This window comes from Streptomyces sp. APSN-46.1 (genome assembly GCF_022815725.1).
In the GTDB taxonomy this organism is placed as follows: Bacteria; Actinomycetota; Actinomycetes; order Streptomycetales; family Streptomycetaceae; genus Streptomyces.
This window is the reverse complement of record NZ_JALGRF010000013.1, coordinates 13,336-38,276: the sequence shown is the minus strand read 5'-3', so window position 1 is coordinate 38,276 and position 24,941 is coordinate 13,336. Positions and strand designations below refer to the sequence as shown.

General features: G+C 72.8%; 24 protein-coding genes. 10 read left to right on the top strand and 14 right to left on the bottom strand.

Annotated elements, in window-relative coordinates; translation table 11 throughout:
• Positions 1 to 15: 15 nt before the first annotated feature.
• Positions 16 to 1,296: a phosphoribosyltransferase gene (locus MTF65_RS26165; RefSeq protein ID WP_243631423.1), complete on the bottom strand. Its 1,281-nt coding sequence runs from the start codon at positions 1,294 to 1,296 to the stop codon at positions 16 to 18.
• A gap of 272 nt (positions 1,297 to 1,568) precedes the next feature.
• On the opposite strand from MTF65_RS26165, the gene MTF65_RS26160 reads away from it, so the two are divergent.
• Together MTF65_RS26160 and MTF65_RS26155 are read left to right on the top strand one after the other, a co-directional pair.
• Positions 1,569 to 2,552, top strand: a complete 984-nt coding sequence (locus tag MTF65_RS26160; RefSeq protein WP_243631422.1) for an XdhC family protein — start codon at positions 1,569 to 1,571, stop codon at positions 2,550 to 2,552.
• A 131-nt stretch (positions 2,553 to 2,683) separates the two neighbouring features.
• Complete coding sequence (locus tag MTF65_RS26155) at positions 2,684 to 3,088, top strand: DUF6479 family protein (RefSeq protein WP_243631421.1); 405 nt, start codon at positions 2,684 to 2,686, stop codon at positions 3,086 to 3,088.
• A 79-nt stretch (positions 3,089 to 3,167) separates the two neighbouring features.
• Here the strand turns inward: MTF65_RS26155 and MTF65_RS26150 are convergent, their stop codons facing one another.
• Together MTF65_RS26150 and ligD are read right to left on the bottom strand one after the other, a co-directional pair.
• Positions 3,168 to 4,127 carry an ATP-dependent DNA ligase gene (locus tag MTF65_RS26150; RefSeq protein ID WP_243631420.1) on the bottom strand — a complete coding sequence of 320 codons (960 nt, stop codon included), beginning with the start codon at positions 4,125 to 4,127 and terminating at the stop codon, positions 3,168 to 3,170.
• Complete coding sequence (gene ligD, locus MTF65_RS26145) at positions 4,124 to 5,038, bottom strand: non-homologous end-joining DNA ligase (RefSeq protein WP_243631419.1); 915 nt, start codon at positions 5,036 to 5,038, stop codon at positions 4,124 to 4,126. The genes MTF65_RS26150 and ligD overlap by 4 nt, the downstream gene beginning before the upstream one ends.
• Positions 5,039 to 5,151: 113 nt before the next feature.
• On the opposite strand from ligD, the gene MTF65_RS26140 reads away from it, so the two are divergent.
• From MTF65_RS26140 to MTF65_RS26135, 3 genes are read left to right on the top strand one after another with little or no spacing between them, the layout of a single operon-like run.
• The gene (locus MTF65_RS26140; protein WP_243631418.1) at positions 5,152 to 6,150 is read left to right on the top strand and encodes a GNAT family N-acetyltransferase; all 999 of its coding nucleotides are present in this window, start codon (positions 5,152 to 5,154) and stop codon (positions 6,148 to 6,150) included.
• Positions 6,151 to 6,160: 10 nt separating this feature from the next.
• Complete coding sequence (locus MTF65_RS30370; protein WP_279399547.1) at positions 6,161 to 6,292, top strand: hypothetical protein; 132 nt, start codon at positions 6,161 to 6,163, stop codon at positions 6,290 to 6,292.
• Between the two features lie 24 nt (positions 6,293 to 6,316).
• Positions 6,317 to 7,345: a Ku protein gene (locus MTF65_RS26135; RefSeq protein ID WP_243631417.1), complete on the top strand. Its 1,029-nt coding sequence runs from the start codon at positions 6,317 to 6,319 to the stop codon at positions 7,343 to 7,345.
• 108 nt (positions 7,346 to 7,453) lie between these two features.
• Here the strand turns inward: MTF65_RS26135 and MTF65_RS26130 are convergent, their stop codons facing one another.
• The 4 genes from MTF65_RS26130 to MTF65_RS26115 all read right to left on the bottom strand — a co-directional run bounded on the left by MTF65_RS26130 (position 7,454) and on the right by MTF65_RS26115 (position 10,764).
• On the bottom strand, positions 7,454 to 8,251 hold the full coding sequence (locus tag MTF65_RS26130) for a nuclease-related domain-containing protein (protein WP_243631416.1): 798 nt from the start codon (positions 8,249 to 8,251) through the stop codon (positions 7,454 to 7,456).
• A gap of 524 nt (positions 8,252 to 8,775) precedes the next feature.
• Positions 8,776 to 9,045, bottom strand: coding sequence for a hypothetical protein (locus tag MTF65_RS26125; protein ID WP_243631415.1), 270 nt, complete (start codon positions 9,043 to 9,045; stop codon positions 8,776 to 8,778).
• 10 nt (positions 9,046 to 9,055) lie between these two features.
• Entirely contained in the window at positions 9,056 to 9,775 is a 720-nt protein-coding gene (locus MTF65_RS26120) for a TetR/AcrR family transcriptional regulator (protein ID WP_243631414.1), read from the bottom strand.
• Between the two features lie 29 nt (positions 9,776 to 9,804).
• Positions 9,805 to 10,764, bottom strand: a complete 960-nt coding sequence (locus MTF65_RS26115; protein WP_243631413.1) for a diiron oxygenase — start codon at positions 10,762 to 10,764, stop codon at positions 9,805 to 9,807.
• A 186-nt stretch (positions 10,765 to 10,950) separates the two neighbouring features.
• On the opposite strand from MTF65_RS26115, the gene MTF65_RS26110 reads away from it, so the two are divergent.
• A complete protein-coding gene (locus tag MTF65_RS26110; RefSeq protein ID WP_243631412.1) occupies positions 10,951 to 12,057 on the top strand; it encodes a ferritin-like domain-containing protein in 1,107 nt (368 codons plus the stop codon).
• Positions 12,058 to 12,292: 235 nt separating this feature from the next.
• Here MTF65_RS26110 and MTF65_RS26105 read toward each other — a convergent pair whose 3' ends face one another.
• Together MTF65_RS26105 and MTF65_RS26100 are read right to left on the bottom strand one after the other, a co-directional pair.
• Positions 12,293 to 13,789, bottom strand: coding sequence for a penicillin-binding transpeptidase domain-containing protein (locus tag MTF65_RS26105; protein WP_243631411.1), 1,497 nt, complete (start codon positions 13,787 to 13,789; stop codon positions 12,293 to 12,295).
• Positions 13,786 to 15,168, bottom strand: a complete 1,383-nt coding sequence (locus tag MTF65_RS26100) for an FtsW/RodA/SpoVE family cell cycle protein (protein WP_243631410.1) — start codon at positions 15,166 to 15,168, stop codon at positions 13,786 to 13,788. The genes MTF65_RS26105 and MTF65_RS26100 overlap by 4 nt, the downstream gene beginning before the upstream one ends.
• 130 nt (positions 15,169 to 15,298) lie before the next feature.
• Here MTF65_RS26100 and MTF65_RS26095 point away from each other — a divergent pair, with 130 nt between their 5' ends.
• The 3 genes from MTF65_RS26095 (at position 15,299) to MTF65_RS26085 (ending at position 17,696) form a co-directional block, all read left to right on the top strand.
• A complete protein-coding gene (locus MTF65_RS26095; RefSeq protein WP_243631409.1) occupies positions 15,299 to 15,688 on the top strand; it encodes a DUF6325 family protein in 390 nt (129 codons plus the stop codon).
• Positions 15,688 to 16,278, top strand: coding sequence for a hypothetical protein (locus tag MTF65_RS26090; RefSeq protein ID WP_243631408.1), 591 nt, complete (start codon positions 15,688 to 15,690; stop codon positions 16,276 to 16,278). Before MTF65_RS26095 ends, MTF65_RS26090 begins: the two co-directional genes overlap by 1 nt.
• 236 nt (positions 16,279 to 16,514) lie before the next feature.
• Complete coding sequence (locus MTF65_RS26085; RefSeq protein WP_243631407.1) at positions 16,515 to 17,696, top strand: C40 family peptidase; 1,182 nt, start codon at positions 16,515 to 16,517, stop codon at positions 17,694 to 17,696.
• Here MTF65_RS26085 and MTF65_RS26080 read toward each other — a convergent pair.
• The 5 genes from MTF65_RS26080 to MTF65_RS26060 are packed head-to-tail and all read right to left on the bottom strand — an operon-like array spanning position 17,630 to position 23,701.
• A complete protein-coding gene (locus MTF65_RS26080; RefSeq protein ID WP_243631406.1) occupies positions 17,630 to 18,919 on the bottom strand; it encodes a styrene monooxygenase/indole monooxygenase family protein in 1,290 nt (429 codons plus the stop codon). The genes MTF65_RS26085 and MTF65_RS26080 overlap by 67 nt on opposite strands.
• Position 18,920: 1 nt before the next feature.
• Positions 18,921 to 19,592, bottom strand: coding sequence for an ATP/GTP-binding protein (locus MTF65_RS26075; RefSeq protein ID WP_243631405.1), 672 nt, complete (start codon positions 19,590 to 19,592; stop codon positions 18,921 to 18,923).
• A complete protein-coding gene (locus MTF65_RS26070) occupies positions 19,573 to 20,001 on the bottom strand; it encodes a DUF742 domain-containing protein (protein WP_243631404.1) in 429 nt (142 codons plus the stop codon). The genes MTF65_RS26075 and MTF65_RS26070 overlap by 20 nt, the downstream gene beginning before the upstream one ends.
• Positions 19,998 to 20,483 (bottom strand): roadblock/LC7 domain-containing protein, encoded by a 486-nt coding sequence (locus MTF65_RS26065; RefSeq protein ID WP_243631403.1) that lies wholly within the window; start codon positions 20,481 to 20,483, stop codon positions 19,998 to 20,000. Before MTF65_RS26065 ends, MTF65_RS26070 begins: the two co-directional genes overlap by 4 nt.
• Positions 20,480 to 23,701 carry a nitrate- and nitrite sensing domain-containing protein gene (locus MTF65_RS26060; RefSeq protein ID WP_243631402.1) on the bottom strand — a complete coding sequence of 1,074 codons (3,222 nt, stop codon included), beginning with the start codon at positions 23,699 to 23,701 and terminating at the stop codon, positions 20,480 to 20,482. Before MTF65_RS26060 ends, MTF65_RS26065 begins: the two co-directional genes overlap by 4 nt.
• Positions 23,702 to 24,155: 454 nt before the next feature.
• Here MTF65_RS26060 and MTF65_RS26055 point away from each other — a divergent pair, with 454 nt between their 5' ends.
• Positions 24,156 to 24,929, top strand: a complete 774-nt coding sequence (locus MTF65_RS26055; protein ID WP_243631401.1) for a protein phosphatase 2C domain-containing protein — start codon at positions 24,156 to 24,158, stop codon at positions 24,927 to 24,929.
• Positions 24,930 to 24,941 lie beyond the last annotated feature (12 nt).

Here is a 24,941-nt window from a genome sequence, read left to right as displayed (position 1 = left end):
GTGGGGCATGCGTGGTCAGCCGTTATGAGGGCGCTGCGGGAGGTGGGTGGTGAACCAGTCGCGGGCCAGGGAGGAGACCTCGGTCAGGGCGCCCGGTTCCTCGAAGAGGTGGGTGGCGCCCTCGACGATCTCCAGGCTGGATTCGCAGCGCAGTTGGGCCTGGGCCTCGCGGTTGAGGGTGACGACCAGGGTGTCGTCGCCGCCGACGATGAGCAGCGTGGGGGCGCGGACGGCGGCGAGGTGGGGGCCGGCCAGGTCGGGGCGGCCGCCGCGGGAGACGACCGCGAAGACGTCCGCGTCGGGGGCGGCCGCGGCGGTGAGGGCGGCCGCGGCGCCGGTGCTCGCGCCGAAGTAGCCGATCGGGGCGGACGTTCGGGTGCGGAGCCAGGTGGTGGCGTGGGTCAGGCGGTCGGCCAGCGTGTCGATGTCGAACACCTTCGCCCGGCTCGACTCCTCGGCCGGGGTGAGCAGGTCGAAGAGGAGGGTGCCCAGGCCGGCCCGGTTCAGGGCGGACGCCACCGAGCGGTTGCGGGGGCTGTGGCGGCTGCTGCCCGAGCCGTGGGCGAACATCACCACCGCCTGTGCGTCCGGGGGGAGGGTGAGGTCTCCGGAGAGGGAGAGGCCCGGTGCGGTGACCACGACCTCCTCCGCCACCGGATCGGAGCGGGCCGCCTGGGACAGGAGGGACACGACTTCCTCGTCCGAGGTCTGGGAGAAGTCCTCGTACCACTGGCCGACCGCGGAGAACCCGCGCGGCGTGGAGAGGCAGACCACCTCGTCGGTCACGCCGGCGAGCAGCTCGACCGCGTCCGGCGGGGCGACGGGGACGGCCATCACCACGCGGGCCGCGCCCTGCGCCCGTACGACCTCGCACGCGGCGGCCGCCGTGGCGCCGGTCGCGATGCCGTCGTCCACCACGATCGCCGTCCGCCCCGTGAGGTCCTGGCGCGGGCGGTCGGCGCGGAACCGGCGCGCCAGCCGTTCGAGGTCGGCCTCCGCCGCGTGCTCCACGGATGCGATGTCCTCCGGACTGAGGCGGCCGCGCTGGACGATCTCCTCGCTGATCACCCGTACGCCGCCCTCGCCGAGGGCGCCGAAGGCCAGCTCGCGCTGGTACGGGACGCCGAGTTTGCGGACGACGATCACGTCGAGGGGGGCGCCGAGCGCCTGGGCCACGTGGAAGGCCACCGGGACTCCGCCGCGGGGCAGGCCCAGGACCACGGGGTGCTCGTCCCCGTACTTCTCCAGCGCCACGGCGAGTCGTCGCCCGGCGTCGTCACGATCGGTGAACAGCATTTTGGTTCACCCCACATCACTGCCGCCCTACTTCGACGCAACCCCATGGGCCGGGGTCCCGCAACTCGGGGCGGGACCCCGGCCCGACGGGTCCGGTGGTCCGTACGAGGGAGGACGGTTCCGGTGGTCCGTACGAGGGAGGTGGTGCGGGGTCTGTGGGTTTTGGGGGGTGGAGCGGGACGGAGGGCGTGCGTAGGTTGGCGGTGAGGCCATGTCGCGCCGTTGACCAGGCGCTTTGTGGCGGGCTCTGACGACGAGGATGGGGCATCGCGATGCGGGAGCTGGCGGAGACGGCGCGGCAGTGGGCGGCCGAGGGGCGCGGCGGGTTCTTGGCCCGGCCTGTGACCGAGCAGGGGTTCGGGCCGCGGGACCCGGCCGGGGCGGTGTTGATCGATCCGCGCGGGGAGTGTGTCCGCGCGCTGTACCGGGGCGTGTTCGACGCGGAACTCGTCGCCGAGGCGGGGGCGATGGCCGCCGGGGAGACCGCGCGGGTGTGTGAGGTATCGGTCGGGGCGGGCGAGGCGGCGGAAGCCCGGCTGACCTGCGGAGGGCAGGCGGAGATCCTGCTCCAGCCGCTGGAGTCGGTCCCGGCCGCGTGGTGGGAACTGCTCGCCGAGGGCGTCGGGGTGGCGCTGGTGACCCGGCTGAACGAGCGGGCCGACCGGGCCGTGAGCGAGGTGGTACGGGCCACCGACGAGCCCGGTTCGGACGCCGAGCGGCGGGCGGGCGAGCTGCTGGCCACCCGGCGGCCCGGGCGGGACGCGCTGTACGGCGGGTCGGGGCTGGTGCTCGTGGAGGCGTACCCGTCGGCGCCGTACGTGGTGATCGGCGGGGGCGGCGAGCTCGCGGAGGTCATCGCCCGTCAGGCCGGGCTGCTGGGGTGGGAGGCGGTCGTCGTGGAGGAGACGGCGCGGGCCGAGAAGGTGCTTGCGGCGCGGCGGGACGCCGCGTGCCTGGCGATGCTCAGTCACGATCCGGAGTTCGACGTGCCGACGCTGCGCGCCGCGCTCGCGCTCGGGATTCCGTACGTCGGCGCGCTCGGCTCCCGGCGGACCACGGCGCGGCGCCGGGAGGGGCTGCTCGCGGAAGGGGTGACCGAGGCGCGGCTGGCGACCGTGCGGGGCCCGATCGGTCTGGACCTCGGGGCCCGGACGCCCGCGGAGACGGCCCTGGCGATCTGCGCCGAGATCCTGGCGGTGCTCGGGGGGCGGGACGCGCGCGGCGTACGTGATTCCGACGGGCCGCTGCGGGGGTAGCTCCGGTTAAGTTCCGGGTTAGCACCGGTTAGTGCCGGGGTCCTGGGACCGCCAGGATCTCGGCGCCATGCATATCAGTGGATATTTGTGCTTTCCGAGTGAAATCTACGAAGTGCGGGAAAATGGTGTGTATGGACATGATCCTGACCACCATCGCGCTGGACGAGACCCTGACCGACATCGCGTGGTTCTTCCTCGTCGGAGTCGTCGTGGTCGGTTTCCTGCTCGGCGCCTTCAAGCTGGGCCAGCGGGTGAGGGCGAAGGAGCCCCCACCCCCGACCGCCGAGAGTCAGCCGCACCTCCCCGACGGCGGGGCGGTCCACGAGGTCCGCGAGGAGCGCGACCCCGTGGAGATCCCCGAGGGCGGACTGAGGCCGCACGAGATGCAGGGCTACGGAAACTTCGGCTCCACCACCTCCAGCCATCCGGAAGAGGTCAGGAGCGAACGGGAGTCGGGCTACAAGCACGTGCAGGGACCGCATCCCCACGTGCAGCCCGGGGCTCCTCCCGACGCCGGACGGGGCGCACACGCCTGAATCCCCCGCCCCTTTGACCGGACCCCGACCCCTGGCACGAGCCAGGGGCCGGGGTCCGGGGGCCAGGGTCGGGGTCCGGTCACAGGTCCGTCCGCAGCCGCAGCACCTCCGGCGGCGGATGCCGCGCCGACGTGTACCGGACCTCCGCCGTCAGCGGCGGGTCGAGCGGCTGGAACGGGACCTCGCCGACCCCGATCGCGGTGGCCGTCACACCCGCACCCGCCACACCGCCCGCGCCACCCTCACCACCCGCACCACCCGCACCACCCGCACCGTCCGCACCAGTCCCACCCGCCCGCTCCTCCCGGCCCGCCACGGCCGCCGCCACCTCCGCGCGCAGCGCCGCCGTCAGCGGGCTCGACACCACCGGTGTCTCGTCCCCCACCGGCAGGACGAGGACCAACGCCACCGGCCGACGCCGCGGCCCCGTGTACCCGACCACCGCCGCGTCCCGCACGTTCGTGTGCCGCAGCTTCTGCCAGCCGCGCCGTCCGGCCGGGTAGGACTGGTCCAGCCGTTTGATGACCAGGCCCTCGACACCGCTCTCCCGCAGCGTCTCGTACCAGGTCTCGGCCAGTTCCGGGTCCGTGGTCATGGGCACCGGCTGCAGCGGCGGGCCGAGCGGAAGCAGCAGGTCCACCAGGAGGGCGCGCCGCCGCTCGTACGGCCGGGCACGCAGGTCGAGCCCGGCCAGCTCCAGTACGTCGAAGGCCGCGTACGAGGCCGGCAGGCTCTGCGCGAGTACGGCGGCCCGCGCGGCCGTCGCGGCGGCGCGGCGCTGGACCAGTACGAAGTCCGTCCGGCCGGCGTGCCAGACCACCACCTCCCCGTCGAGGACGGTCGCGGCCGGCAACTGAAGGGCGGCCACGGCCAGATCGGGGAAGGCGGCGGTCACGATCCGGCCGGAGCGTGCCTGGAGCACCACCTCCTCCGGGGTACGCACCACCACCAGCCGGTGGCCGTCGAACTTCGGCTCGTATGCCAGTCCGGGCCCGCGCGGGAGCGTGGTCACGGCGGTGGCGAGCGCGACGGTGATCATGGCCTGCCCTTCCGCTTCCGGGACGCTCCGGGGAGCTTCCCCGCGCGGTCCGGGTCGGTCAGCGGACCGAAGAGGTCGCCGTCACGCGCCAGCCTCGGCGGGATGTCGTCGGCGAGGAAGACCAGGTCCGAGGCAGTACGGCAGTCCTCGACCTCCTGCCACGACACGGGCGCGGAGACAGTGGGCCGGGCGCGGGCGCGCAGCGTGTAGGGCGCGGCGGTGGTCTTGGCGGCGGCGTTCTGGCTGTGGTCGACGAAGACCTTGCCGGGGCGCAGGGCCTTGGCCATCCGGTGCACGACGAGGTCGGGGAGCTCGCGCTCGGCCTCCTGGGCGAGCGTCTTCGCGTACTCCGACACCCGCTCGGACGGGGTGGGCTCCACGGCCACGGCCAGGTGCAGGCCCTTGGAGCCGGAGGTCTTGGCGTACGCGCGCAGGCCGTCGGCGGCGAGCCGGTCGCGGAGCCAGAGCGCGGCGGCGCAGCACTCGACGACGGTGGCGGGCGGGCCGGGGTCGAGGTCGAAGACCATGCGGTCGGCGATGGCCGGACTGTCGCTGGGCCATTGGTGGGTGTGGAACTCGACGACGAGGTTCGCGGCCCACATGAGGGAGGGCAGGTCGGCGATGACCACTTGCTCGGCGGAGGGGTCGTCGGAGCGGGGCACGGGGGCGGTTTCGACCCACGCGGGGGTGCCGGGCGGCGGGTTCTTGGTGAAGAACCGCTGACCGTCCGGGCCGTCGGGATAGCGCAGGAACGACACCGGCCGGTTGTGGATGTGGGCCAGCAGCGACTGCGCGACGGTGGCGTAGTAGTGCAGCACCTCGCCCTTGGTGAAGCCGGTCTCGGGGTACAGGACCTTGTCGAGATTGCTGAGCGAGATGCGGCGCCCTTCCACCATGGTGATCGGCGCCATACGACGAGACTGTCACGAATCGGTGTAAATCGCGTGGACGTGGCGGACCTTTCGCATCGCCCTGCGGTGCCGCTCGTGGTGTGATGAAACAGGGGTCCGAGAAGGAGAGAGTGATGGCCTCACCGGCAGCGGAGCGGAAGACCGTCGCGGGCCGGGTGTCGGTCCGCCCCCTGGCCGAGGCGGACCTGGATCAGGCCGACGAGATCTTCCGGGTCGCCTTCGGGACGTTCCTCGGGCTCCCCGAGCCGAAGACGTTCTTCGGGACCGCCGATTACGTCCGCACACGCTGGGCGGCCGATCCGCACGCGGCCTTCGCGGCGACGGTCGAGGGTGAACTCGCCGGATCGAACTTCGCCGCCAGCTGGGGCAGCGTCGGGTACTTCGGACCGCTGACCGTACGTCCGGACCTATGGGACCAGGGCGTCGGCAAGCGCCTCATGGATCCGGTCATGGACTGCTTCGACACCTGGGGGAACCGCCACCTGGGCCTGTTCACCTTCTCGCACAGTCCCAAGCACCTTGAGCTCTACCGCAAGTACGGTTTCTGGCCCCGATTCCTCACGGCCATCATGAAGAAGACGGCCATCATGAAGAAGCACGCCGCGGGCACCTCCGCGGTCCCCGGCCGGGTGTTGTACAGCGAGCTGCCCGCCGCCGAGCAGCCCGCCTGCCTCAGTGCCTGTCGCGCACTGACCGGGGCCGTGTACGAGGGCCTGGACCTGGAGCGCGAGATCGTCGCCGTGCACGCGCAGGGACTCGGCGACACCATCCTGCTCCAGGGCGCCGGCTCCGAGCTCGATGGCCTGGCCGTCTGCCACTGCGGAGCCGGATCGGAGGCCGGCGAGGATGTGTGCTTCGTCAAATTCGGCACCGTACGCCCTGGCCCGGGGGTCGCCGACCGCTTCGAGCGACTGCTCGACGCATGTGAGCGACTGGCGGCCGAGCGCGGGCTGAGTCAGCTGGACGCCGGGATGAACCTGGGCCGCCCGGACGCCTATCGGCGCATGATCGACCGCGGTTTCCGCACTTGGTTGCAGGGCGTCACGATGCACCGGCCCAACGAGCCCGGTTACAGCCGCCCCGACGCCTATGTGATCGACGACTGGCGCTGAGACCACCCGTGTGGCCACCGGGCTCCAGCTTCTGGTGGGCTGCGCCCTCGCCTGGCCCGACCTCGCCGTCGCCCGGCCCGACCGGCCGGACAGCCTCGCGGTGTCGCCGAGTGTCGCGGCGTCTGACCTCGGCTTAGCCTGAGGGTCCCAGGGAAGGAGCGCCGGTATGAGAGCGACCTGGAAGGGGGCCATTTCGTTCGGGCTGGTCACGATCCCGGTCCAGCTCTTCACGGCCACGGAGGAGCACGACATCCCGCTTCGCCAGGTGCACGAGAAGGACGGCTCCAGGGTGCGGCTGCGGCGCGTATGCGAAGCCGAGGACGTCGAGATTCCGTACCAAGAGATCACCAAGGGCTATGAAACCCCGGATGGCAGCATGATCATGCTGTCGGACGAGGACCTCGCCGATCTCCCCCTCCCCAGCAAGAAGCTCATCGACGTGCTGGCCTTCGTCGATGCCGAGACCATCGATCCGCTGATGTTCTCCAAGGCCTACTACGTCGGCACTTCCGATCGCGCGGCAGACAAGCCCTATGCCCTGCTCAAAGAGGCCCTGACCGAATCCGGAAAGATCGCTGTCACGAAGATCGCCATCCGGTCGAGGGAGTCGCTCGCCGTGCTCCGGGTGCACGAGGACACGCTCGTGCTGCAGACCTGTCTCTGGCCCGACGAGGTCCGGCCTGCCGCCGGTGTCGCGCCGGAGGGAGAGGTCAAGATCCGCCCACAGGAACTGCAGATGGCCAGGTCCCTCATGGACATGCTGTCCCAGGACTTCGACCTGTCCACGCTCCACGACGAGTACCAGGAAACCCTCCAGCAGGTGATCGAAGCCCGGCTCCAGGGTGTTGAGCCACCGCGCGAAGAGGAGGCCGCCCCGACGGGCGGCAAGGTCATCGACCTCATGGCCGCCCTGGAGAACAGCGTCCGCGCGGCCAAGGAGTCGCGCGGGAAGCGGGGTGCTGCGCAGGAGACGGAGGCCGAGGTTCGGACCCTGCCCGTCCGCAAGACCGCGAAGAAGCCCCCGGCGAAGAAGGCGGCGCCGGCCAGGAAGGCGACGGGCTCCGCGGCGAAGAAGGCCACCGCATCACCGAAGGAAGCCGACGGGAAGAAGACCACCGCCGCTACGAAGAGCACGGCCAAGGCCACCGCGAAGAAGACCGCGGCCAAGAAGACCACCAAGCGGGCCTCCGCCTGAACCCGGCCCCACTCCCGCGCCACACGCTCCTCCGTGGCCGTGAAGAGCTGGACCGGGATCGTGGCCGGCCCGAACGAAATCGCCCCCTTCCAGGCCTTCCAGGTGGTCTCATCCCGTCCAGGTGCGGCGGTCGCGGGCGAGCGTGAACAGGGCGTCGACGTCCGGGGGTTTGAGGGTCGTGGGGGCATCGACGAGGTACGGAAGGGCCGTGGCCGGCTGGAGGACGCGGATGTCGCGGACCGTGGGGGCCACCTCGACGCGGGAGGCGTCGACCACGGCCAGCGCGGGAGTCACCGGGGCCGCCAGGGCCCGGCTCGCGCGGGTGGCCGCCCGGCGGATCCAGCGGGGGTCCTGGCGGGGTTCGGCGCGGCCCACCGTGAGCAGGAGGTCCCCGACGGCCGCGCGCTGGCGGCGGCCCGGGACGGTGCGGACGCAGAGGATCCCGGTCGGCCCGATCACGAGGTGGTCGATCAACCCGGCCCCGGCCAAGGGGACGGCGTGCAGGACCCGGCAGTCCGCCGACTCCAGCGCGTCCAGCTCCTCGCCCATCCGCTGCTGGGCCAGCAGCTCCTGGCGCAGCCGGTGCCGGACCCTCGCGCCCGCCGAGCCGTGGGCCAGCTCGCCCAGCAGGGCCTCGCCCGGGCGGTTCGGGGCCAGGTCCTCGTCCGGCGGGAGGGCGAGGCGGCGCAGGTCCGCCGCCGTGGGGACGGCGGGCGGGCCGACCGTGTAGCCCCGGTGCAGGTACGGGCGCAGCACCACCAGGATCGCCTCGCGGTGCCGCTCCGCGATGACGCTGATCCGGTTGGTCTCCCGGTCGTACCAGGCCACCGCCTGGCCGTCGGGCAGATTCACGTACAGCCGGCCGCGACCGGGCCGGCCGCTCGGCAGAACTCTGAGCCCCCGCATCGCCCTCACCCCCGCCGTCCATGGGAGCAGCCCGGGCGGCGCACGGCAATCCCCCGGGTGAGTACGGAAGGATCGCCGTGAGTGCCCTCAGCCGCGCCGTCAGCCGCCGCACCCTCGCACGCGCCGCCGCCGTGACCGCATGCGCCGGAAGTCTGCTGGTGCTGCCCACCGCCGCGGCCCTCGCCGAAGGACTGCCGGCGGGCTCCGCCTCGTCCGCATCGTCCGCCTCCACCGCCGTCGCGGCGCCGCAGCGGGCCCTGGTCAAGCGCCTCGCCCTCGCGGACGGCGTGTCCACGGCGCAGGTCTACCGGGTCGCGGGGAACGCGTACCAGGCGGTCATCCTGCGCGACGGCGCCACGGTCGCCACCCTCACCAGCCGCGGCGGTGTGCCCGCCCGGGGTGGCGCGGGCGAGCTGCACGCCGCGCTCCAGCCCGACGGGCGGCTGTCCTCCTGGGTCGGCGACACCCGTCCCGCGGCCGGTACGCACGCCCTCGCCGGGGGCGGTCACAAGACCGGAATCCGTCTAAGACGGCGTCGGCTTGGTCCACGGCCAGCGCGGCTTCGGCTTCCGGCCCGACGGGGCGTAGGCGTACTTCCACCCCTTCTGGAGGTGCAGCCGCTTCGAGTAGCCCGACGGCACCCGCTCGTAGAGCAGGACCGTGGGCGGGCCGCCGTCCGGGTCCGGGACCGGGATCTCGTACCACTTCGGCGGGTGCCCGGTCGGGCCGAGGAGGATCGGGAGGACCCGCCCGTCCATCGGGCCGCCCTCGAACGGGGTGTCTTGGCTTCTCACCCACCCAGTGTCACAGCAGGTGGGCCGCCTCGGAGACCACCGGGATCACCCGCCGGGCCAGGACCCCGACCGGGCCGTCCGCCGATTCCAGCGCCAACGCGGCCCGCGCGGCGGCCGCCGTCTCCGGGTCGGTGGCCGCCGTCGCCGTGAGCAGGGCGATGAACTGGTCCAGCAGCCAGTCCCGCAGCTGATCGACGGCCGGCTGCTTGCCCTCGTCGATCCAGATCAGGGACGCCGCCTCGACCGCCGTGATCCAGGTACGGACCATCATGCGCAGGCGGGGGCCGGGCGCGGGCACGGAGAGGTGGAGGAGGATCGCGTCGGCCGCGGCCCGGCGGATGCCGTCCACCGTCGCCGTCGTCCGGGAGGTCTCGACCACGCTGCCGCCCTGGAGCAGGGCCGCGAAGCCCGCGTCGTGTTCGTCGACGAAGGCCAGGTAGCGGTCCAGGGCCCGGGAGAGCCGCTGGGTGAGCGGGCCCGCCTGGGGTTCGGCGAAGCAGAGTTCCAGGACGTCGGCGGCCGAGCGCAGGGCCGCCTCGTAGAGCTGCTGTTTGCCGCCGGGGAAGTAGCGGTAGACCAGCGGGCGCGAGACGCCGGCGGCCTCGGCGACATCGTCGAGCGAGACCTCCTCCGGCGCCCGGTGCGCGAACAACGACAGGGCGGAGTCGAGGAGTTGGGCTCGCCGCTCCTCGACGCTCAGCCTGCGGTAGGCGCGTACGCGTACGGTCATGTCCGCAGGGTAGCCCCACCTCATGTGGTTCAGGCGAGGAGTCCCGAGCTCTGCCAGAGCTTGCGGCCGACACCGCGCAGGACGCCGATGTCGTCGAGGAAGTCGGTGAGGCGCTTGGCGCCCGTCTGCATGACCTCGCGCCGGTGGCCGCTCGCCCTCACCTGGGCCACGGCTTCGCGCCGGTCGAGGCCGATGTTCTCGTAGACCTGGGGGTGGACGAAGGCCAGGGAGAACACGCGGGCCGCCTCGCCGCAGCTGATCCGGGTGAGCTCCTGCTCCCAGCGCGGGGCGGTGAGCATCTGGCGGCGCAGCTCCTCGCGGGCGTACCGGACGTGCCGGGCCTCCTCGATCACGTGGATCCGGGTGACGCCGCGGACCAGCGGCTGGATGCGCTCGTCCGGGAAGGTCAGGCGCTGCATCCAGTCGAGGATCTCCTCGCCGAGGAGGGTGCACGCGAAGGAACCCGGGGTGGTGGAGACGGTCTTGAGGACGCGGGCGAGGTTGTGGTGGGTCCGGGAGACCGGGTACGCGGGGGCGCCGGCCTTCTGGATCATGCGGGCGAACATCATCGAGTGGCGGCACTCGTCGGCGATCTCGGTGAGCGCGTAGCGGACGTGGTTGCTGGTCAGGGACTTGTCGTAGATGTGCCGTACGAGCAGCTGCATCAGGATGATCTCGAACCAGATGCCGAGGGAGCCGAGGGCGGCCGCTTCGTGGCGGGAGAGGTCGATGCGCTGCTCCTCCCCCATCCTCTTCCACAGCGGGGTGCCGTAGAGCGAGAGCAGCTCGGGCGGCCAGTAGTACGCGCCGTCGACCATAGGGGCGTCCCAGTCGAGTTCCTTGTCCGGGTCGAAGGAGTGCTTGGCCGAGGATTCGAGCAGTCGCTCGGCGACGTGTTCGCGGTCCTTGAGGGGGCCGAGCGCGTCTTGCGGGACCCGGCGATCCGTGCGGTCCGTGCCATCTGTGTTGCGGTCGGTCGTGGTCGTCATGGCGGGGGCACCTCGCCCTTGTTTCCGGGGTCACCAGCGGTCGCCGCTGCGGTCCCTGGTTATGAGACTGCTTGTCAGCAAGGTCGTCAATCCCCCGCGCACGACTTGTTGACCCGCTGTCTACCAACGTGTGACCCTGCCAACTGTCCAGTCCTGTACCGGAGTACGTGAGACGAGGGGGCGTCAGTGTCGACGCACGATCTCTACACCAACAGCCCGGGCGAGGGCGTCTGGCAGGTCCCGGCCTCCGGCGCGGCCCGTTTCAGCTGGGAGTACGCCGACGGACGCGAGCGGCTCCTCGCCCTGTACCAGAAGGGCAAGGACAAGCAGTGGGACGGCGCCAAGCGCATCGACTGGGACATGGAAGTGGACCCGTACAACCCGCTCGGCACCCCGGACGAGTCCCTGACCCTCTACGGCACGCGGCACTGGTCCAAACTCACCGAGAAGGACAAAGGGGACCTGCGCCGGCACTACACGGCATGGAACTTCAGCCAGTTCCTGCACGGTGAGCAGGGCGCGATGGTGTGCGCGGCGCGCATCGTGGAGTCGGTGCCGGACCTGGACGCGAAGTTCTACTCCGCCACCCAGACCATGGACGAGGCCCGGCACGCCGAGATCTTCGGGCGCTTCCTGCACGAGAAGGTCGGGATGCTCTACCCGATCAACGACAGCCTGCGGGGACTGCTCGGCGACACCCTGCGCGACTCCCGCTGGGACATGCCGTACCTGGGCATGCAGGTGCTCATCGAGGGCCTGGCGCTGGCCGCGTTCGGGATGATCCGCGATACGACCGACAAGCCGCTGCCGAAGCAGATCCTCGCGTACGTGATGCAGGACGAGGCCCGGCACGTGGCGTTCGGGCGGATGGCGCTGCGCGACTACTACCGGCAGCTGACGGACGCCGAGCGGCGTGAGCGCGAGGAGTTCGTGATCGAGGGCTGCTACCTGATGCGGGACCGGCTCCAAGGGATCGAGGTACTGGAGAACTTCGGCGTTTCGAGGAAGGAGGCGCGGGAGTTCACCGAGCGGAACGAGTTCCTGCAGCTGTTCCGGAAGCTGCTGTTCAGCCGGATCGTGCCGTGCGTGAAGGACATCGGGCTGTGGGGCGAGCGGCTGCAGAAGGCGTACGTGGAGATGGGCGTCTTCGAGATGGGCGACTCCAACCTGGACCGGCTGATGCGCCAGGACGAGGAGATCGCCGAGGCCCTGGACCGCGAGCGGTTCGCGGCCGAGGAGCGGGACCGGGTCGCCGAGGTCCGCGCCGCGATCGCGGACGGCGCCGAGGGGTAACGCGTGTCCGGCTCCGGCGGGCACGCCTGCGCGGGGGCCGGGCCGTGGCAACTCCAGCCTCGCCGGCGTTTGAGGCGCGGGGTCAGGGGCGGAGCCCCTGGGGGCACCTCCCAGCGGTAGCTGGGGGAGAACCCGGCTCCGCCGGGCACCGGGCTCCGCCCGGACCCTCCCCCAGACTCCGTCCGGGGGGACCCCCACTCAAACGCCGGCGAGGCTGAAAGTGCACGGGCCGCGGCTAGCGGTCTCGGCCGCGGGCCGGGGGGCCGGTGCCGCGCGCGGACAGGGCGGCTTGCATCACCGCCCGGGCGATCGGCGCGGCCGCGCTGTTGCCGCTGATGTCCCCGCGGTGCGCCGCCGCGTCCTCGACCACCACCGCCACCGCGATCGCCGGCAGCGGCGCGCCCTTCGCCTTCGCCCAGGAGATGAACCAGGCGTACGGGGTGCCCGCGTTGCCGACGCCGTGCTGAGCGGTACCCGTCTTGCCGCCGACCACCGCGCCCGGGATCGCCGCGTTCTTCCCGGTGCCCTTCTCCACCACCTTCACCATCAGCCCCTGCAGCCGCAGCGCCGTGCCCGGGGACATGGCCCGGCCCAGGCTGCGCCGGTCGCCGCGCCGGACCGGGGACCCGTCGTCCTGGGTGGTCCGCTCCACCAGGTGGGGTGACGCGATCTCCCCGCCGTTGGCCACCGCCGCCGCCACCATCGCCATCTGGAGCGGCGTCGCCCTCGTGTTGAACTGACCGATCGCGGACAGCGCCAGCTGGTCCGGGCTCATGTCGGTGTCGAAGTTCGAGCGCGACACCCAGGCGGGCACGTACAGCCCGTCGTCGTCGTTGAACCCGAACCGCCGCGCCGCCTCCACCATCCCGCGCAGCCCGACCTGGACTCCGATCTTGGCCATCACGGTGTTGCAGGACCACTGCACCGCCTCCGCCATCGAGGCGTCCACGCAGCCGGTGCTCACGTTCGGCAGCAGCGTGCTGGTCCCGGGCAGCGGGTACGGGTCGGGGGTCCGGGTGGGCGCGTCCACATCGGAGACCACGCCGGAGTCGAGGGCGGCCGCCGCCGTCACGATCTTGAAGGTGGAGCCCGGCGGATACGTCTCGCGCAGCGCCCGGTTGAGCATCGGCCTGGCGGGGTCCGCGTTGAGCCGGGCCCAGGCCTCCTGGACCCGCACGCCCGTACCGGAGAGCAGGGCGGGATCGTAGGAGGGGCTGCTGACCAGCGCGAGGATCCTGCCGGTGGCCGGTTCGACCGCCGCCACCGCGCCGCGTTTGCCCGCGAGGCCCGTGTACGCCGCGAGCTGCGCGCCGGCCCGGATGGTGGTCGCCGCGTCGCCGCCGGGCGGACGGCCGCGGGAAAGCTCGTACCAGAGCGGGAAGACGGAGAGCCCCGGGTCCGTGCCCGACAGGATGGCGTCCTCGGCGCGCTCGATGAAGCTGGTCCCGTACGTCTGGGAGGAGAATCCGGTGACGGGCGCGTAGAGCGGGCCGTTGCGGTACGTCCGCTCGTAGCGCAGCAGTTGGCCGCTGTCGCGGGAGCCGGTGACGGGCCGCCCGTCGACCAGGATGTCCCCGCGCGGCTGCGCGTACCGCGCGATGGCGGGGCGTTTGTTGGCCGGGTTCGCGGCGTAGCCGGCGGATTCCCGGATCTGTACGCGGGCGAGGTTGACCAGCAGGGCGACGAGCAGCAGGGCGCAGAAGTACGCGCACCAGCGGATGTAGCGGATCAAAGCGCGGGCTCCGCTTCGCCCGGCCGGGGTCTGCGGGCGCTGTCGCTGAGCCGGACCAGCAGCGCGACGATGATCCAGTTGGTGACGACGGAGGAGCCGCCCTGGGCGAGGAAGGGCATGGCCATGCCGGTGAGCGGGATCAGTCCGGTGACGCCGCCCGCGATGACGAACACCTGGAGCGCGATGATCGAGGCGAGCCCGGTGGCGAGGAGGCGGCCGAAGGGGTCGCGGAGGGCGAGCCCGGCGCGGAAGCCCCGGGAGACGAGGAGTCCGTAGAGGAGCAGGAGCGCGGTCAGGCCGACGAGGCCGAGCTCCTCGCCGGCGGTGGCGAGGATGAAGTCCGACTTGGCGGCGAAGCCGATGAGGAAGGACTGGCCGTGGCCGAGTCCGGCGCCGAGGAGCCCGCCGGCGCCGAAGGCGAAGAGGGACTGGGCGAGCTGGTCGGGGCCCTCGCCGCGCTCGATGGAGGCGAAAGGATTCAGCCAGTCGTCGACGCGGCTGTTCACGTGCGGCTCGAAGGTCCCGACGGCGTAGGCGCCGAGGGCGGCGAGGAGCAGCCCGATGGCGATCCAGCCGATCCGGCCGGTGGCGGTGAACAGCATGATGACGAACAGGCCGAAGAAGAGGAGCGAGGTCCCGAGGTCCCGTTCCAGGACGAGGACGCCGACGCTGAGCAGCCAGATGGCGAGGATCGGGCCGAGGACTCGGCCCGGCAGGAGTTTCAGCCTCCAGAACAGCCGGCGGCCGTTCAGGGCGAGGGCGGTGCGGTTGGCGGCCAGGTAGGCGGCGAAGAAGACGGCGAGCAGGATCTTGGCGAACTCCCCCGGCTGGAAGGAGAACCCGGCGAACCGGATCCAGATGTGGGCCCCGTTGACGGCCGGGAAGAACACCGGGACGAGCATCAGCGCGAGGGCGGCGGCGACGGAGAGGTACGCGTAGCGCTGGAGCGCGCGGTGGTCGCGGAGCAGGGCGACGACGAGGACGAACAGCGCGAGCCCGAGTCCGGACCAGCGCAGCTGATCGCCGGCGGTGAGGTGGCCGGGGGTGGTGACGTCGAGGCGCTGGATGAGGACGAGGCCGAGGCCGTTGAGGAGGAAGGCGATCGGGAGCACGAGCGGGTCGGCGGACGGGGCGCGGAGGCGGACGGCGAGGTGCGCGAGCAGCGCGGCGGCGGCGAGGCCGCCGGCGTAGCGGGCGGCTGGGCGGGGGATGTGGCCGGTGGCCGCGATGCCGACGGAGAGGTAGCCGAGGACGGAGATGAGGACCGCGCCCGCGAGCAGCGTCAGTTCGACGCCGTGGCGCCGCGCGGGGGCGCGGGCGTCGGGGGGTGGGGGCGGGGGCGGGGCGGGCTCCGCCGCCTTTGCCGTCAGAGCGGTCATACGGGGAAACGTAGCAAGCGGGCGGGCCGTATGTCCGCTTATGTCATAGTGTGCCGAAGAGTCGTCATAAGTGTGGGCCGAAGTGTTGTCCGAAGTGGTCGGAACGGTCAGGAGTGGGGTGCCGCGGCACATGGGACCTGTGGAATTCATCGTCCTCGCCTTCCCGGAGGAGCAGCTGCGGGTGCCGGCGGTGGAGGCCGTGATGGGGCTCCGCAAGGCCGGGGTGGTACGGCTGATCGACGGGCTGGTGACGACGAAGACGGCGGCGGGTGAGGTGCTGGCGGCGGAGTTCGACGAGTTCATGGAGCTACGGGGCCTGCTGGCGCACCGGGAGGCCGCGCGGCTGATCGGGCCGGAGGATGTGCAGGAGGCGGCGGATCTGCTGAACCGGGGCAGTTGCGCGCTGCTGCTGCTGGTGGAGCACGTGTGGGCGGAAGACGCGGCGATCGCCGTCCGGGCGGCGGGCGGGCGGATCGTCGGCTCGGTCCGGATCCCGGCGGAGCGGGTGGGGGTGGCCTGATGTTCATCCGGCCGGTGGGTACGACGGTGTCGCCGGCGGTAAGGCCGGCGGGGCGCCCGCTGCTGCGGGGGCTGCTGGCACGGGCCGCCGGTGCGCTCGCCGCCGATGCGCTGGCCGCGGGGGACGGGGCGGCGGTGGTGCCGCCGAGCGCGTGGGGCGAACCACCGTGGCCTCCGGCGGCGGACGGGACGGAGCCGGTGCCGGTGCCTCCGGCGGCGGAGTGGACGGAGGCGGGGCCGGTGCCTCCGGCGGCGGACTGGGAGGAGGCGGCGGAGACGGGGGCTGCGGGGCCCGATTGGGCGGAGTCGGCCGACTGGGCGGAGCCCGAGGAGGCCGCCTACGAGGAACCGGACCTGGCGGAGGCCGAACCTCCGGGGGAGCCGGTTCCCTACGAGGAGCCGGACCTGGCCGAGTCCGAACCTCCGGAGGAGCCGGTGCCGTACGGCGAACCGGAGTTGGCTGAGGCCGCCGCACCGGCGGTGCACGGTGGCCTGGCGGCGGAACTGGCCCTCCTGGCCACCCTCGCCAGGGAGGGCGCGCTGACCCCGGAGGAGTTCACAGCGGCCAAGTACCTACTGCTCCACCCCTGACGCACCCGAGCCCATCCCCGGCCCAACCGCCCGACGCGCCCGACTCCCCCGCGCGAGACGATGCGGGCCGTGATGGGATCTCCCCGCCCGGGGCCGGACCGGTGCCCCGTTGGGGGGTGGGGGCGTGGGCCGGGTGGGGGGTGTGGGGGGCCGGATGGGGGGGGTGGGGGGTGGCGGTGGGGGGTTTGTCATATCGGGGGTGGCAGCATCGGCGGTCCCGATCGGGAGGTGATCCCATGTCAAAACGGCTGCTCCGGGCCGCCTGCATCGCCGCCGCGCTCGTCGCCATCGGACCGCCGCACCAGGCGCGGGCCGAGCCCGTCGGGGTGCTGCTCACCCGGCTGCAAGGGCTGTACCAGAAGGCGGAGGAGGCCGCCGAGGCCTACAACGCCACCGAGGCCGCCCTCAAGGCCCGCCGGGACGAGGAGCACCGGCTCACCGCCGAGCTCGGCAGGGCCCGCCGCGCCCTCGGCACCGAGAGGGCCGCCGCCGGCAGGCTGGCCCGGCAGCAGTACCAGGGAGCCCGGGGACTGTCCCCGTACGCCCGGATGCTGCTCAGCGGGGACCCCCAGGCCGTGCTGGACGAGCGCCGGCTGCTCGCCCGCGAGGGCGCCCGGCAGGCCGCCCTACTGGCCCGGGTGACCAAGGGCGCCCGGCAGGCCGACCGGCTCGCCGGCGCCGCCCGCAAGGCCCTGGACACCGAGGCGGAACTGGCCGGCCGGATGAAGGAGCGCAAGGAGGAGGTCGCCCGGCAGCTCAAGGAGGTCGAGCGGATGCTCGCCTCGCTCACCCCCGACCAGCTCACGCGGCTCGACGCGCAAGAGGCCGCGAACACCGCCGACGCGCAGCGCGAGCTGCTCGCCTCCGGGAGGCTCGGCAGCGCCCGTACCCCGACGGCCGCCGGGGGCGCGGCGCTGACGTACGCCACCGCCCAGATCGGCAAACCGTACGTCTGGGGCGCCGAGGGGCCGGGGTCGTTCGACTGCTCCGGGCTCACCTCGCAGGCCTGGGCGCACGCCGGGCGGTCGATCCCCCGGACCAGCCAGGAGCAGTGGGAGCGGCTCCCCAAGGTGCCGCTCGACCAGGTGCGGCCCGGGGACCTGGTCGTCTACTTCCCCAAGGCCACGCACGTCGCCCTGTACGTCGGGGAGGGCAAGGTGATCCAGGCTCCCCGGCCTGGAACGAAGGTCAAGGTCTCGCCGATCGCCGCGAACCCGCTCCTCGGGGTCGTGCGCCCCGATGCCGGCGCCGCCCCGCTGAAGGAGTTCACCCCACCGCCGCTGCCGGAGCCCGACAAGGCCGAAGAGGCCGCGGCGGGCGACGAGGCTGCGGCGGAGGGCGACGACACCGGCTATTCGGCCGAGGAGGCCCCCGCCGAAACCTCGGCCGAAACCCCCGCCGAAACCTCCGCGAGGTAGTCCGCCGTGTCCTCGGGATCGTAGAAGTACGCGTCGAAATCGGCCGGGTTGTCGAAGCCGTTGGCGAATCGATCCGCCACCGGCTGCAACTGCCCGGCCGCACCGATCAGGCCCAGCACGTGCTCCGGCGGAACGCCCAGCATCGCGTTCGTCCACTGGGTCGTCGGCTTGCCCGTCGTGAACCAGTACTTGTCGAACGTCGCCTTCATCCACGACTCGTCGAACGGGTTGTCCCCGTGCATCAGGATCGACGAGAGGTACGACGCCGCGCACTTGGCGGCCGAGTTCGCGCCCTGGCCGGTGATCGGGTCGTTCGCCACGACCACGTCGCCGACACCCAGCACCAGCCCACCGCCCGGCAGGCGGCCGACCGGGTTGCGGACGATCGGCGTGTAGCGGCCGGCGAGCGTGGCCCCCGCGTCCGTGAGCTCCGCCTTCGTCGCCCGCGCGTACTCCCAGGGCGTGAACTTCTCCATGAGTTCCAGCGTCAGGGCCAGGTGCTCGGCAGGGTCCTTGATCCCGTTGAAGACGTCCAGCGGGCCGCCCGGAATGCCCTCCCAGAACAGGATGTCCGCCCGCCCCGACAGGGTCAGGGTCGGCATGACGAACAGCTCGCCGACGCCCGGCACCAGGTTGCAGCGCACGGCCTCCGTCTCCGGGTGCTCGGGACGCGGTTCGAGCCCATGCACGTACGAGACCGCGAGCGCGCGCTGCGGCGCGTCGTACGGGGAGCGCGCCGCGTCCCGCCCGAACATCGACACCAGCTCGCCCTTGCCGGCGGCGACGAGCACCAGGTCGTACGCACGGGAGAAGTAGTCCAGGTCGGCGACCGACGCCCCGTGGACGACCAGCTGCCCGCCGCGCTGCACGAAGGCGTCGAGCCAGCCGGCCATCTTCACGCGCTGGTCGACGGACTGGGCGTAGCCCTTCAGCCGGCCGAGCCAGTCGATGGCGCGGGAGGTGTCGGGGGAGGTGTCGGGGGCGGCGACCGAGACGCCGAGGCCCTGGATCCTGGGCGCCTGCCGCTCCCAGAAGTTCAGCCGGAGGTCGCGCTCGTACTGGAGCGCGGTGTCGAACATAACCTGCGTGGACATGACCCGGCCGGTGCGTATCTCGTCCGCCGTCCGATTGGACATGAGGGTGACCTCGTACCCCTTGGCCTGGAGTCCGAGGGCGATCTGGAGACCGGACTGGCCGGCTCCGACGACGAGTATCTTGCGCATCTCACGTTCTCGATTCGGGTCTGTTCGGCTCTTCGGGCGTGCTGTCGAGGGCGTGCGTGACGAGCGTCAGCAGCGATTCGACGACCGTGGCCCGGCTCCGCGCGTCCATGATCACGACGGGCACCCGCGGCGGGACGCTGAGCGCCTCGCGCACGTCCTGCGGCTCGTACGAGCGGGACCCCTCGAAGTGGTTGACGGCGACGGCGTACGGGAGGCCGCAGCTCTCGAAGTAGTCGAGCGCCGGGAAGCAGTCGCGCAGCCGGCGGGTGTCGGCCAGCACGAGCCCGCCGATGGCGCCGCGCACGAGGTCGTCCCACATGAACCAGAACCGCTCCTGGCCCGGGGTCCCGTACACGTAGAGGACGAGGTCGTCGTCGAGGGTGACGCGGCCGAAGTCCATGGCGACGGTGGTGGTGCGCTTGTCCGGGGTCCCGGACAGGTCGTCGGTCGGGATGCCGGCCCGCGTCATCACCGCCTCGGTACGCAGGGGGGTGATCTCGGAGACGGACGAGACGAAGGTGGTCTTGCCGACCCCGAATCCGCCCGCGACCAGCACCTTGACGGCGACGGGCGCGCGCGAGCGGTCGTACTGCCAGGGCTGGACGGGCTCGTCGTCGAGGAGGGCGGTGGCGGTACCGGTATCCGTATCGGTATCAGAGACGGCGAAGGCCACTGAGCACCCTTTCGAGCAGCGCGCGTTCGGGCCGGCCGGAGCCGTGCCCCGTCCCGTAGACGCGGATCCTTCCCTGGTCGGCGAGGTCGCTGACGAGTACGCGGACCACGCCGAGGGGCAGCTTCAGCAGCGCGGATATCTCGGCGATGGTGCGCATGCGGCGGCAGACCTCGACGATGGCGGGCATCTCGGGCATGCGGTCGCGGTCGTGGTCGCGGTCGCCGCTCTTCGGCGTTGCCTCGCCGGTCTGCGGCGCGGAGGCCTTCGGCTCCAGGGCGGCGACGAAGGTCTCGACGTGCAGGACCTGCGCGAAGCGGGTGCGGCCGCCGGTGAGGGAGTACGGGCGGACGCGGGCGGGGCGGCGGTCGGCGCCGCGTATCGGCAGCCGGTCGGAGGACGGACTCCTCACGGGGTTTTCTCCATCGACTGGCGCAGCTCGCTGCGGACTTCGGGGGTCAGGACGTGGCCGGCGCGGCCGACGAACAGGGCCATGTGGTAGGCGACGACGCTCATGTCGCAGTCCGGGGTGGCGTGCACGCCGAGCAGTGAGCCGTCGCTGATGGCCATGACGAAGACGGAGCCGCGCTCCATCGCCACCATGGTCTGCTTGACCCCGCCGCCGTCCATGAGGGCGGCGGCGCCGGTGGTGAGGCTGCCGAGGCCGGAGACGATGGTGGCGAGGTCGGCGGATGCGCCGCGCGGACCCTTGGGGCGGGTGCCCTCGGGAGCCGGCGCGGGGGCGGTCGGCTCCTCGGAGGAGAGCAGGAGCAGTCCGTCCGAGGACACGACAGTGACGGAGTTGACCCCCGGCACCTCCTCGACCAGGTCGGTCAGCAGCCACTGCAGGTTGCGGGCCTGGGTGCTCAGTTCGTACGTACTGGACGCGGTCATGTGCGTGCCTCCTGTGCGCTGTCCCCCTGGTCGGTGCCTTGCTCGTGTGCCTGCTCGTGCACCTGCTCCTGCTCCTGCTCCTGGGCGAGTTCGGCGGCGACGACGCGCCGGCCGTCCTGGGCCCCCCGGTAGAACCCGCCGAGCCGGCGGCGCAGCTCGTCCGCGTCGACGCGGCGCGGGGGTTCGGGCTCGGGATGTACGGCGTCCGCGCGCGGGGCGGGCACGGCGCGGGGGGTGCGCTTGGGCAGGCCCTTGTCGGTGACACCCTCGTCGGGGTGACTCCCCTGGCGGGGCAGCCAGCTCCCGTGCGCGTCGGCGGCCCGCCCGTGCCCCTCCGGGGAGGATCCGGGTTCGGCCGGCGCCTGCGGCTGCCGCTGCCGCTGGGGCTGCGGGGTCTCGTCCGGTACGGCGACCAGCGGCCCCGCCTCGTGCAGCGGAACGGGCCGCCGGGTGCCCTCCGGCGCCTGCCCGGCAATCCCCCGCCCGGCCGGCGCGGCCGGGGCGGTAACCGCTTCCTCTGCCGAGCCCGCCCCCGCGTCCGCGGACACCGCATCGGCCGCCGTAGCCGCACCGGGGACGGTGAACGCCTCGTCCCCCGGAGGCAGCTCCGCACCATCAGCGGGGGCCGCACCCGTGACCACCGGAGCCGACAGTTCCGCCCCAGAAGCCGGGGCCCCAGCGGTGAACACCGCATCCGCCGAAGGCAGCTCCGCATCCCGGGCGGGGGCGGTGAGCACCTGGTCCGCCGAGGGCAGCTCCGCGCCCCGGGCAGCGACCATGAAGCCCGCATCCGCCGGAGGCAGCTCCGCGTCCACGGCGGGAACCGTGAATTCCACGCCCGCCGAAGTCCGGTCCGCGTACCGGGCGGGGACCGTGAACACCTGGTCCGCCGAAGGCAGCTCCACATCCACCGCCGGAACCGTGAAGCCCGCATCCGCCGGGGGCAGCTCCGCGTCCACGGCGGGAACCGTGAATTCCACGCCCGCCGAAGGCCGCTCCGCATCCCGGGCAGGGACCGTGAACACCGCGCCCGCCGGAGGCAGGTCCGCGGGGGTCGTGGAGCCCGCGTTCGTCGGCGGCGGCTCCGGGGTCGGGACCACGCGGGCCAGCAGCTGCTCGTCGGCCGAAGGCGACCCCGCGTCAGCAAGGGCGGCCGAGGGCGACCCCGCGTCGGCGAGCCGGCCCCACGGGAGCGTGTTCTCGTTCGCCTCCGCGATCACACCCGGCAGCACCAGCGCCGGCGCGCCCGGCGTCGCCAGGGTGTGGACCGGCGACACCGGCGGAGCAGCCGGCAGCAGCGCCGCCGGGACGACCACCAGGGCCTCCGTCCCGCCGTGCCGCCCCCCGCGCAGCTCCGCCGTGACACCGTGCCGCGCCGCGAGCCGCCCGGCCACGTACAGGCCGAGTCCCAGACCGTGTTCCGACTCGGGTTCCTCGTCGTACGCCTCCGGCGTGGACAGCCGGGAGTTCAGCGAGGCCAGCCGTTCCGCCGTGACCCCGATGCCCTCGTCCGCCACGGACAGCACCGCGTCGCCGGAGTCCATCAGCCACCCGGACACCTTCACCCTGGCTTCCGGGGGCGAGAAGGTCGTGGCGTTCTCCAGCAGCTCCGCCAGCACGTGCGAGATGTCGTCGGCGGCGTGCCCCGCGACCTGGGTGATCGACGGCAGCGCCACCAGCTCGACCCGCTCGTAGCGCTCGATCTCGCTGACCGCCGCCCGCATGACGTCCACCAGCGGCACCGGCCCACCCGCGCCGGGACCGTGCTCCTGCCCGGCCAGGACCAGCAAGTTCTCGTTGTGGCGGCGCATCACCGTCGCCAGGTGGTCCAGCCTGAACAGCGTCGCCAGCCGGTCCGGGTCCTGCTCCTTGGACTCCAGCTCCTCGATGACCGTGAGCTGCCGCTCCACCAGGCCCAGCGTGCGCAGCGACAGCGACACCGACGTGGACGACATGATGCGGCGGTGCTCTTCCAGCCCCGCCCGCAGCTGCTTCAGTTCCGCTTCCAGCGCCTCCCGGCCCGAGGCCAGCGCCTCGTTGCGGCCGATGAGGCGCCGCCGGTCCGCGTCGAGCCCGGCGATCCGGGTGTGCAGGGACACCGTCTGGTCCCGCACCGCGTTCAGGTGGCGCACGACCTCGGCGAACTCGTCGTTGCGGCCCGTGAACCGCACCGGCTCCACCGAGCCCTCCGGCGTCGCCAGCCGCGCCGCGCCGCGTCTGAGGACCGACAGCGGCCGCGTCAGCGAGCGCGCGACGGCCGTCGAGACGCCGACGGCGATCAGGAACAGCACGCCCAGCGCCGCGATCAGCGCTTCCAGTGCCGTCACGTCGTCGTCCCGCAGGGCGGCGAGCGCGGTGGCCCGCTGTCCGGCGAGGGTGGACTCCACCGACCGCATGCGGTCGATGCGGGCGGTGAGCGCCGAGCCGACCGCGGCGCCGTCGAGCTTGCGGTCGGCCGCGCTCAGGGTGGGCCGGTCGGTGAGACGGCTCAGGTAGTCGTCGGCCGTCTTGACCTCGGGCCCGGTGACCGTGGCGGCGAGGGTCTGCCGTACCTCGGGCCGCGAGGCCCGGTTGAATTCGTCGAGGGCGGCCTGCTCCCGTACGCGCGAGCGCTGGGCGGCCGTGGTCAGCTCGTCCACCACCGCCGAGTTGGGGAGCTGCTCGCCGCGGGGGACGGCCAACGCGGCGAGCAGCAGTCCACGGGTGGCCGAGGCCTGTTCCACGGCCTGGCCCAGCGGGGCCAGCGGGCGGGTGGTGGCGAGGGCGGTCCCGGCGCGCGGCGGGGTCAGCTCGGCGAGCCGGTCGCCCGGCGCGAGGAGTTCCGCGATCACGCCGGCGTACGCCTGGTGCGCGGCGAGGGCGCCGCCCTTGCCGTCGACGGCCTCGGCGCGGACGGCCTGGACGCGGCCGAGGGCCCGTGCGAGCTCCTCGTCCGCCTCGGCCCGGACCTCGGCGAGTTGCCGGTCGGTACGCGAAATCCGCTCCTGGACCGCCGCCTTGCCCGCGCCGGGGCGGCCCTTGGCCGCGTACTCGACGACGGCGTCGCGCTCGTCGCCGAGGAGGTGCGCGAGGGTGAGGGTCTGCCCGGTCTGCTCCGCGAGGGTGACCAGGCGCTGGGAGTCGTTGAGTTCCGTCATGGCGGAGACGACAGCGGGGCTGCCTGCCGCGAGGACGGTGAGACCGGCGACGGCTACGCCGACGACCAGCCTGCTGCGCACGCGGACACGACGTCCTGCGGGAGCGGGGGCGGGTCCGTCGGTGGCGGTGCCGTTCTTCCGAGACCGCTTCTTCTGCACCGGTGCTCGCAATCCTGTACGTGTGCTCTAGCTCGTCTACTCGTGTGGCCGAGGTAACGGCCGGTCAACAAGTAAACGCCCCCTGCCCCCTCGTACCGCCTCAGACCTTCGCAGTGTGTTGGGGAGAGAGCCGCACATCGCCTACCCGGCCACCTGAACGAGTGAACAGTACGGATGAGTTGGCAACCAACTCGGCATCCGTGTGTCAGGGCGCCTCCGTGGACAGCCGGTTGAAAGATGGACGGGCCCTTTGGCAGTATGCCCGCCCACATCCCGGGGTGCGGTCGGACGGGCCGCCTTCCCCCTCGCCTATTTGGTACGGACCATCCTTCGGGTCTCTTCCCCCTGTGAACGGCCCGCCGGGCAGAATGTCCGCATGCGCATCGACCTCGCTTCCGCCGCCGGCAGCCCGGAACGCCCCAACGAGGACTGGGTGTCGGCCGCCGTCCCGGCCTCGGGCGGCGGAGTCCTGGTGGTCCTGGACGGTGTCACCCCACCGCGCGGCGAGGTCGGCTGCGCGCACGGCGTGCCGTGGTTCGCGGCCCGGCTCGGCGGCCGATTGACCGAACTGTCCGGATCGCGGCGGGACATGCCACTGGACCGGATTCTGGCGGAGTCCATCCGGGACACCGCCGACGCCCACCGGGGCACCTGTGACCTTTCTCACGTCCGCACCCCGCAGGCGACGGTGGTCGTGGTCCGCTGGGACGAGGCGTACGTGGAGCACCTGGTGCTCTCGGACTCCGTCCTGCTGCTCCAGGCGCCCGGGGGCGAGGTGACGGCGGTGCTGGACGACCGGCTGGACCGGGTCCCGCGCGAGGTCCTGGTCTCGGTGGCCGCGACGGACGCGCTGCGCAACGCGGAGGGCGGCTTCTTCACGGCGGCCGCAGACCCGGCGGTGGCCTCCCGGGCGGTGACCGGGCGCACCCCGCGCGGGGAGGTCGTGGCGGTGGCCGCGCTCACGGACGGGGCGAGCCGGTGGACGGACACGTTCCGGGAGGGTGACTGGGCGCAGTGCCTGACCGTGCTCCGCAAGGAGGGCGCGGAGTCCCTGATCGGGCGGGTCCGGGCCATCGAGTCCGACCCGGAGCGGCCGTCGGCCCCGTACAAAAGGCACGACGACGCCTCGGCGGTGTTCGCGGAGCTGTAGGCCAGAGCCGCC

Bases quoted from the DNA above. Each gene is read 5' to 3' on its own strand.
- MTF65_RS26165 (WP_243631423.1), bottom strand. From the start codon at position 1,296: ATGCTGTTCACCGATCGTGACGACGCCGGGCGACGACTCGCCGTGGCG.
- MTF65_RS26160 (WP_243631422.1), top strand. From the start codon at position 1,569: ATGCGGGAGCTGGCGGAGACGGCGCGGCAGTGGGCGGCCGAGGGGCGC.
- MTF65_RS26155 (WP_243631421.1), top strand. From the start codon at position 2,684: ATGGACATGATCCTGACCACCATCGCGCTGGACGAGACCCTGACCGAC.
- MTF65_RS26150 (WP_243631420.1), bottom strand. From the start codon at position 4,127: ATGATCACCGTCGCGCTCGCCACCGCCGTGACCACGCTCCCGCGCGGG.
- ligD (WP_243631419.1), bottom strand. From the start codon at position 5,038: ATGGCGCCGATCACCATGGTGGAAGGGCGCCGCATCTCGCTCAGCAAT.
- MTF65_RS26140 (WP_243631418.1), top strand. From the start codon at position 5,152: ATGGCCTCACCGGCAGCGGAGCGGAAGACCGTCGCGGGCCGGGTGTCG.
- MTF65_RS26135 (WP_243631417.1), top strand. From the start codon at position 6,317: ATGAGAGCGACCTGGAAGGGGGCCATTTCGTTCGGGCTGGTCACGATC.
- MTF65_RS26130 (WP_243631416.1), bottom strand. From the start codon at position 8,251: ATGCGGGGGCTCAGAGTTCTGCCGAGCGGCCGGCCCGGTCGCGGCCGG.
- MTF65_RS26120 (WP_243631414.1), bottom strand. From the start codon at position 9,775: ATGACCGTACGCGTACGCGCCTACCGCAGGCTGAGCGTCGAGGAGCGG.
- MTF65_RS26115 (WP_243631413.1), bottom strand. From the start codon at position 10,764: ATGACGACCACGACCGACCGCAACACAGATGGCACGGACCGCACGGAT.
- MTF65_RS26100 (WP_243631410.1), bottom strand. From the start codon at position 15,168: ATGACCGCTCTGACGGCAAAGGCGGCGGAGCCCGCCCCGCCCCCGCCC.
- MTF65_RS26095 (WP_243631409.1), top strand. From the start codon at position 15,299: ATGGGACCTGTGGAATTCATCGTCCTCGCCTTCCCGGAGGAGCAGCTG.
- MTF65_RS26090 (WP_243631408.1), top strand. From the start codon at position 15,688: ATGTTCATCCGGCCGGTGGGTACGACGGTGTCGCCGGCGGTAAGGCCG.
- MTF65_RS26085 (WP_243631407.1), top strand. From the start codon at position 16,515: ATGTCAAAACGGCTGCTCCGGGCCGCCTGCATCGCCGCCGCGCTCGTC.
- MTF65_RS26080 (WP_243631406.1), bottom strand. From the start codon at position 18,919: ATGCGCAAGATACTCGTCGTCGGAGCCGGCCAGTCCGGTCTCCAGATC.
- MTF65_RS26065 (WP_243631403.1), bottom strand. From the start codon at position 20,483: ATGACCGCGTCCAGTACGTACGAACTGAGCACCCAGGCCCGCAACCTG.
- MTF65_RS26055 (WP_243631401.1), top strand. From the start codon at position 24,156: ATGCGCATCGACCTCGCTTCCGCCGCCGGCAGCCCGGAACGCCCCAAC.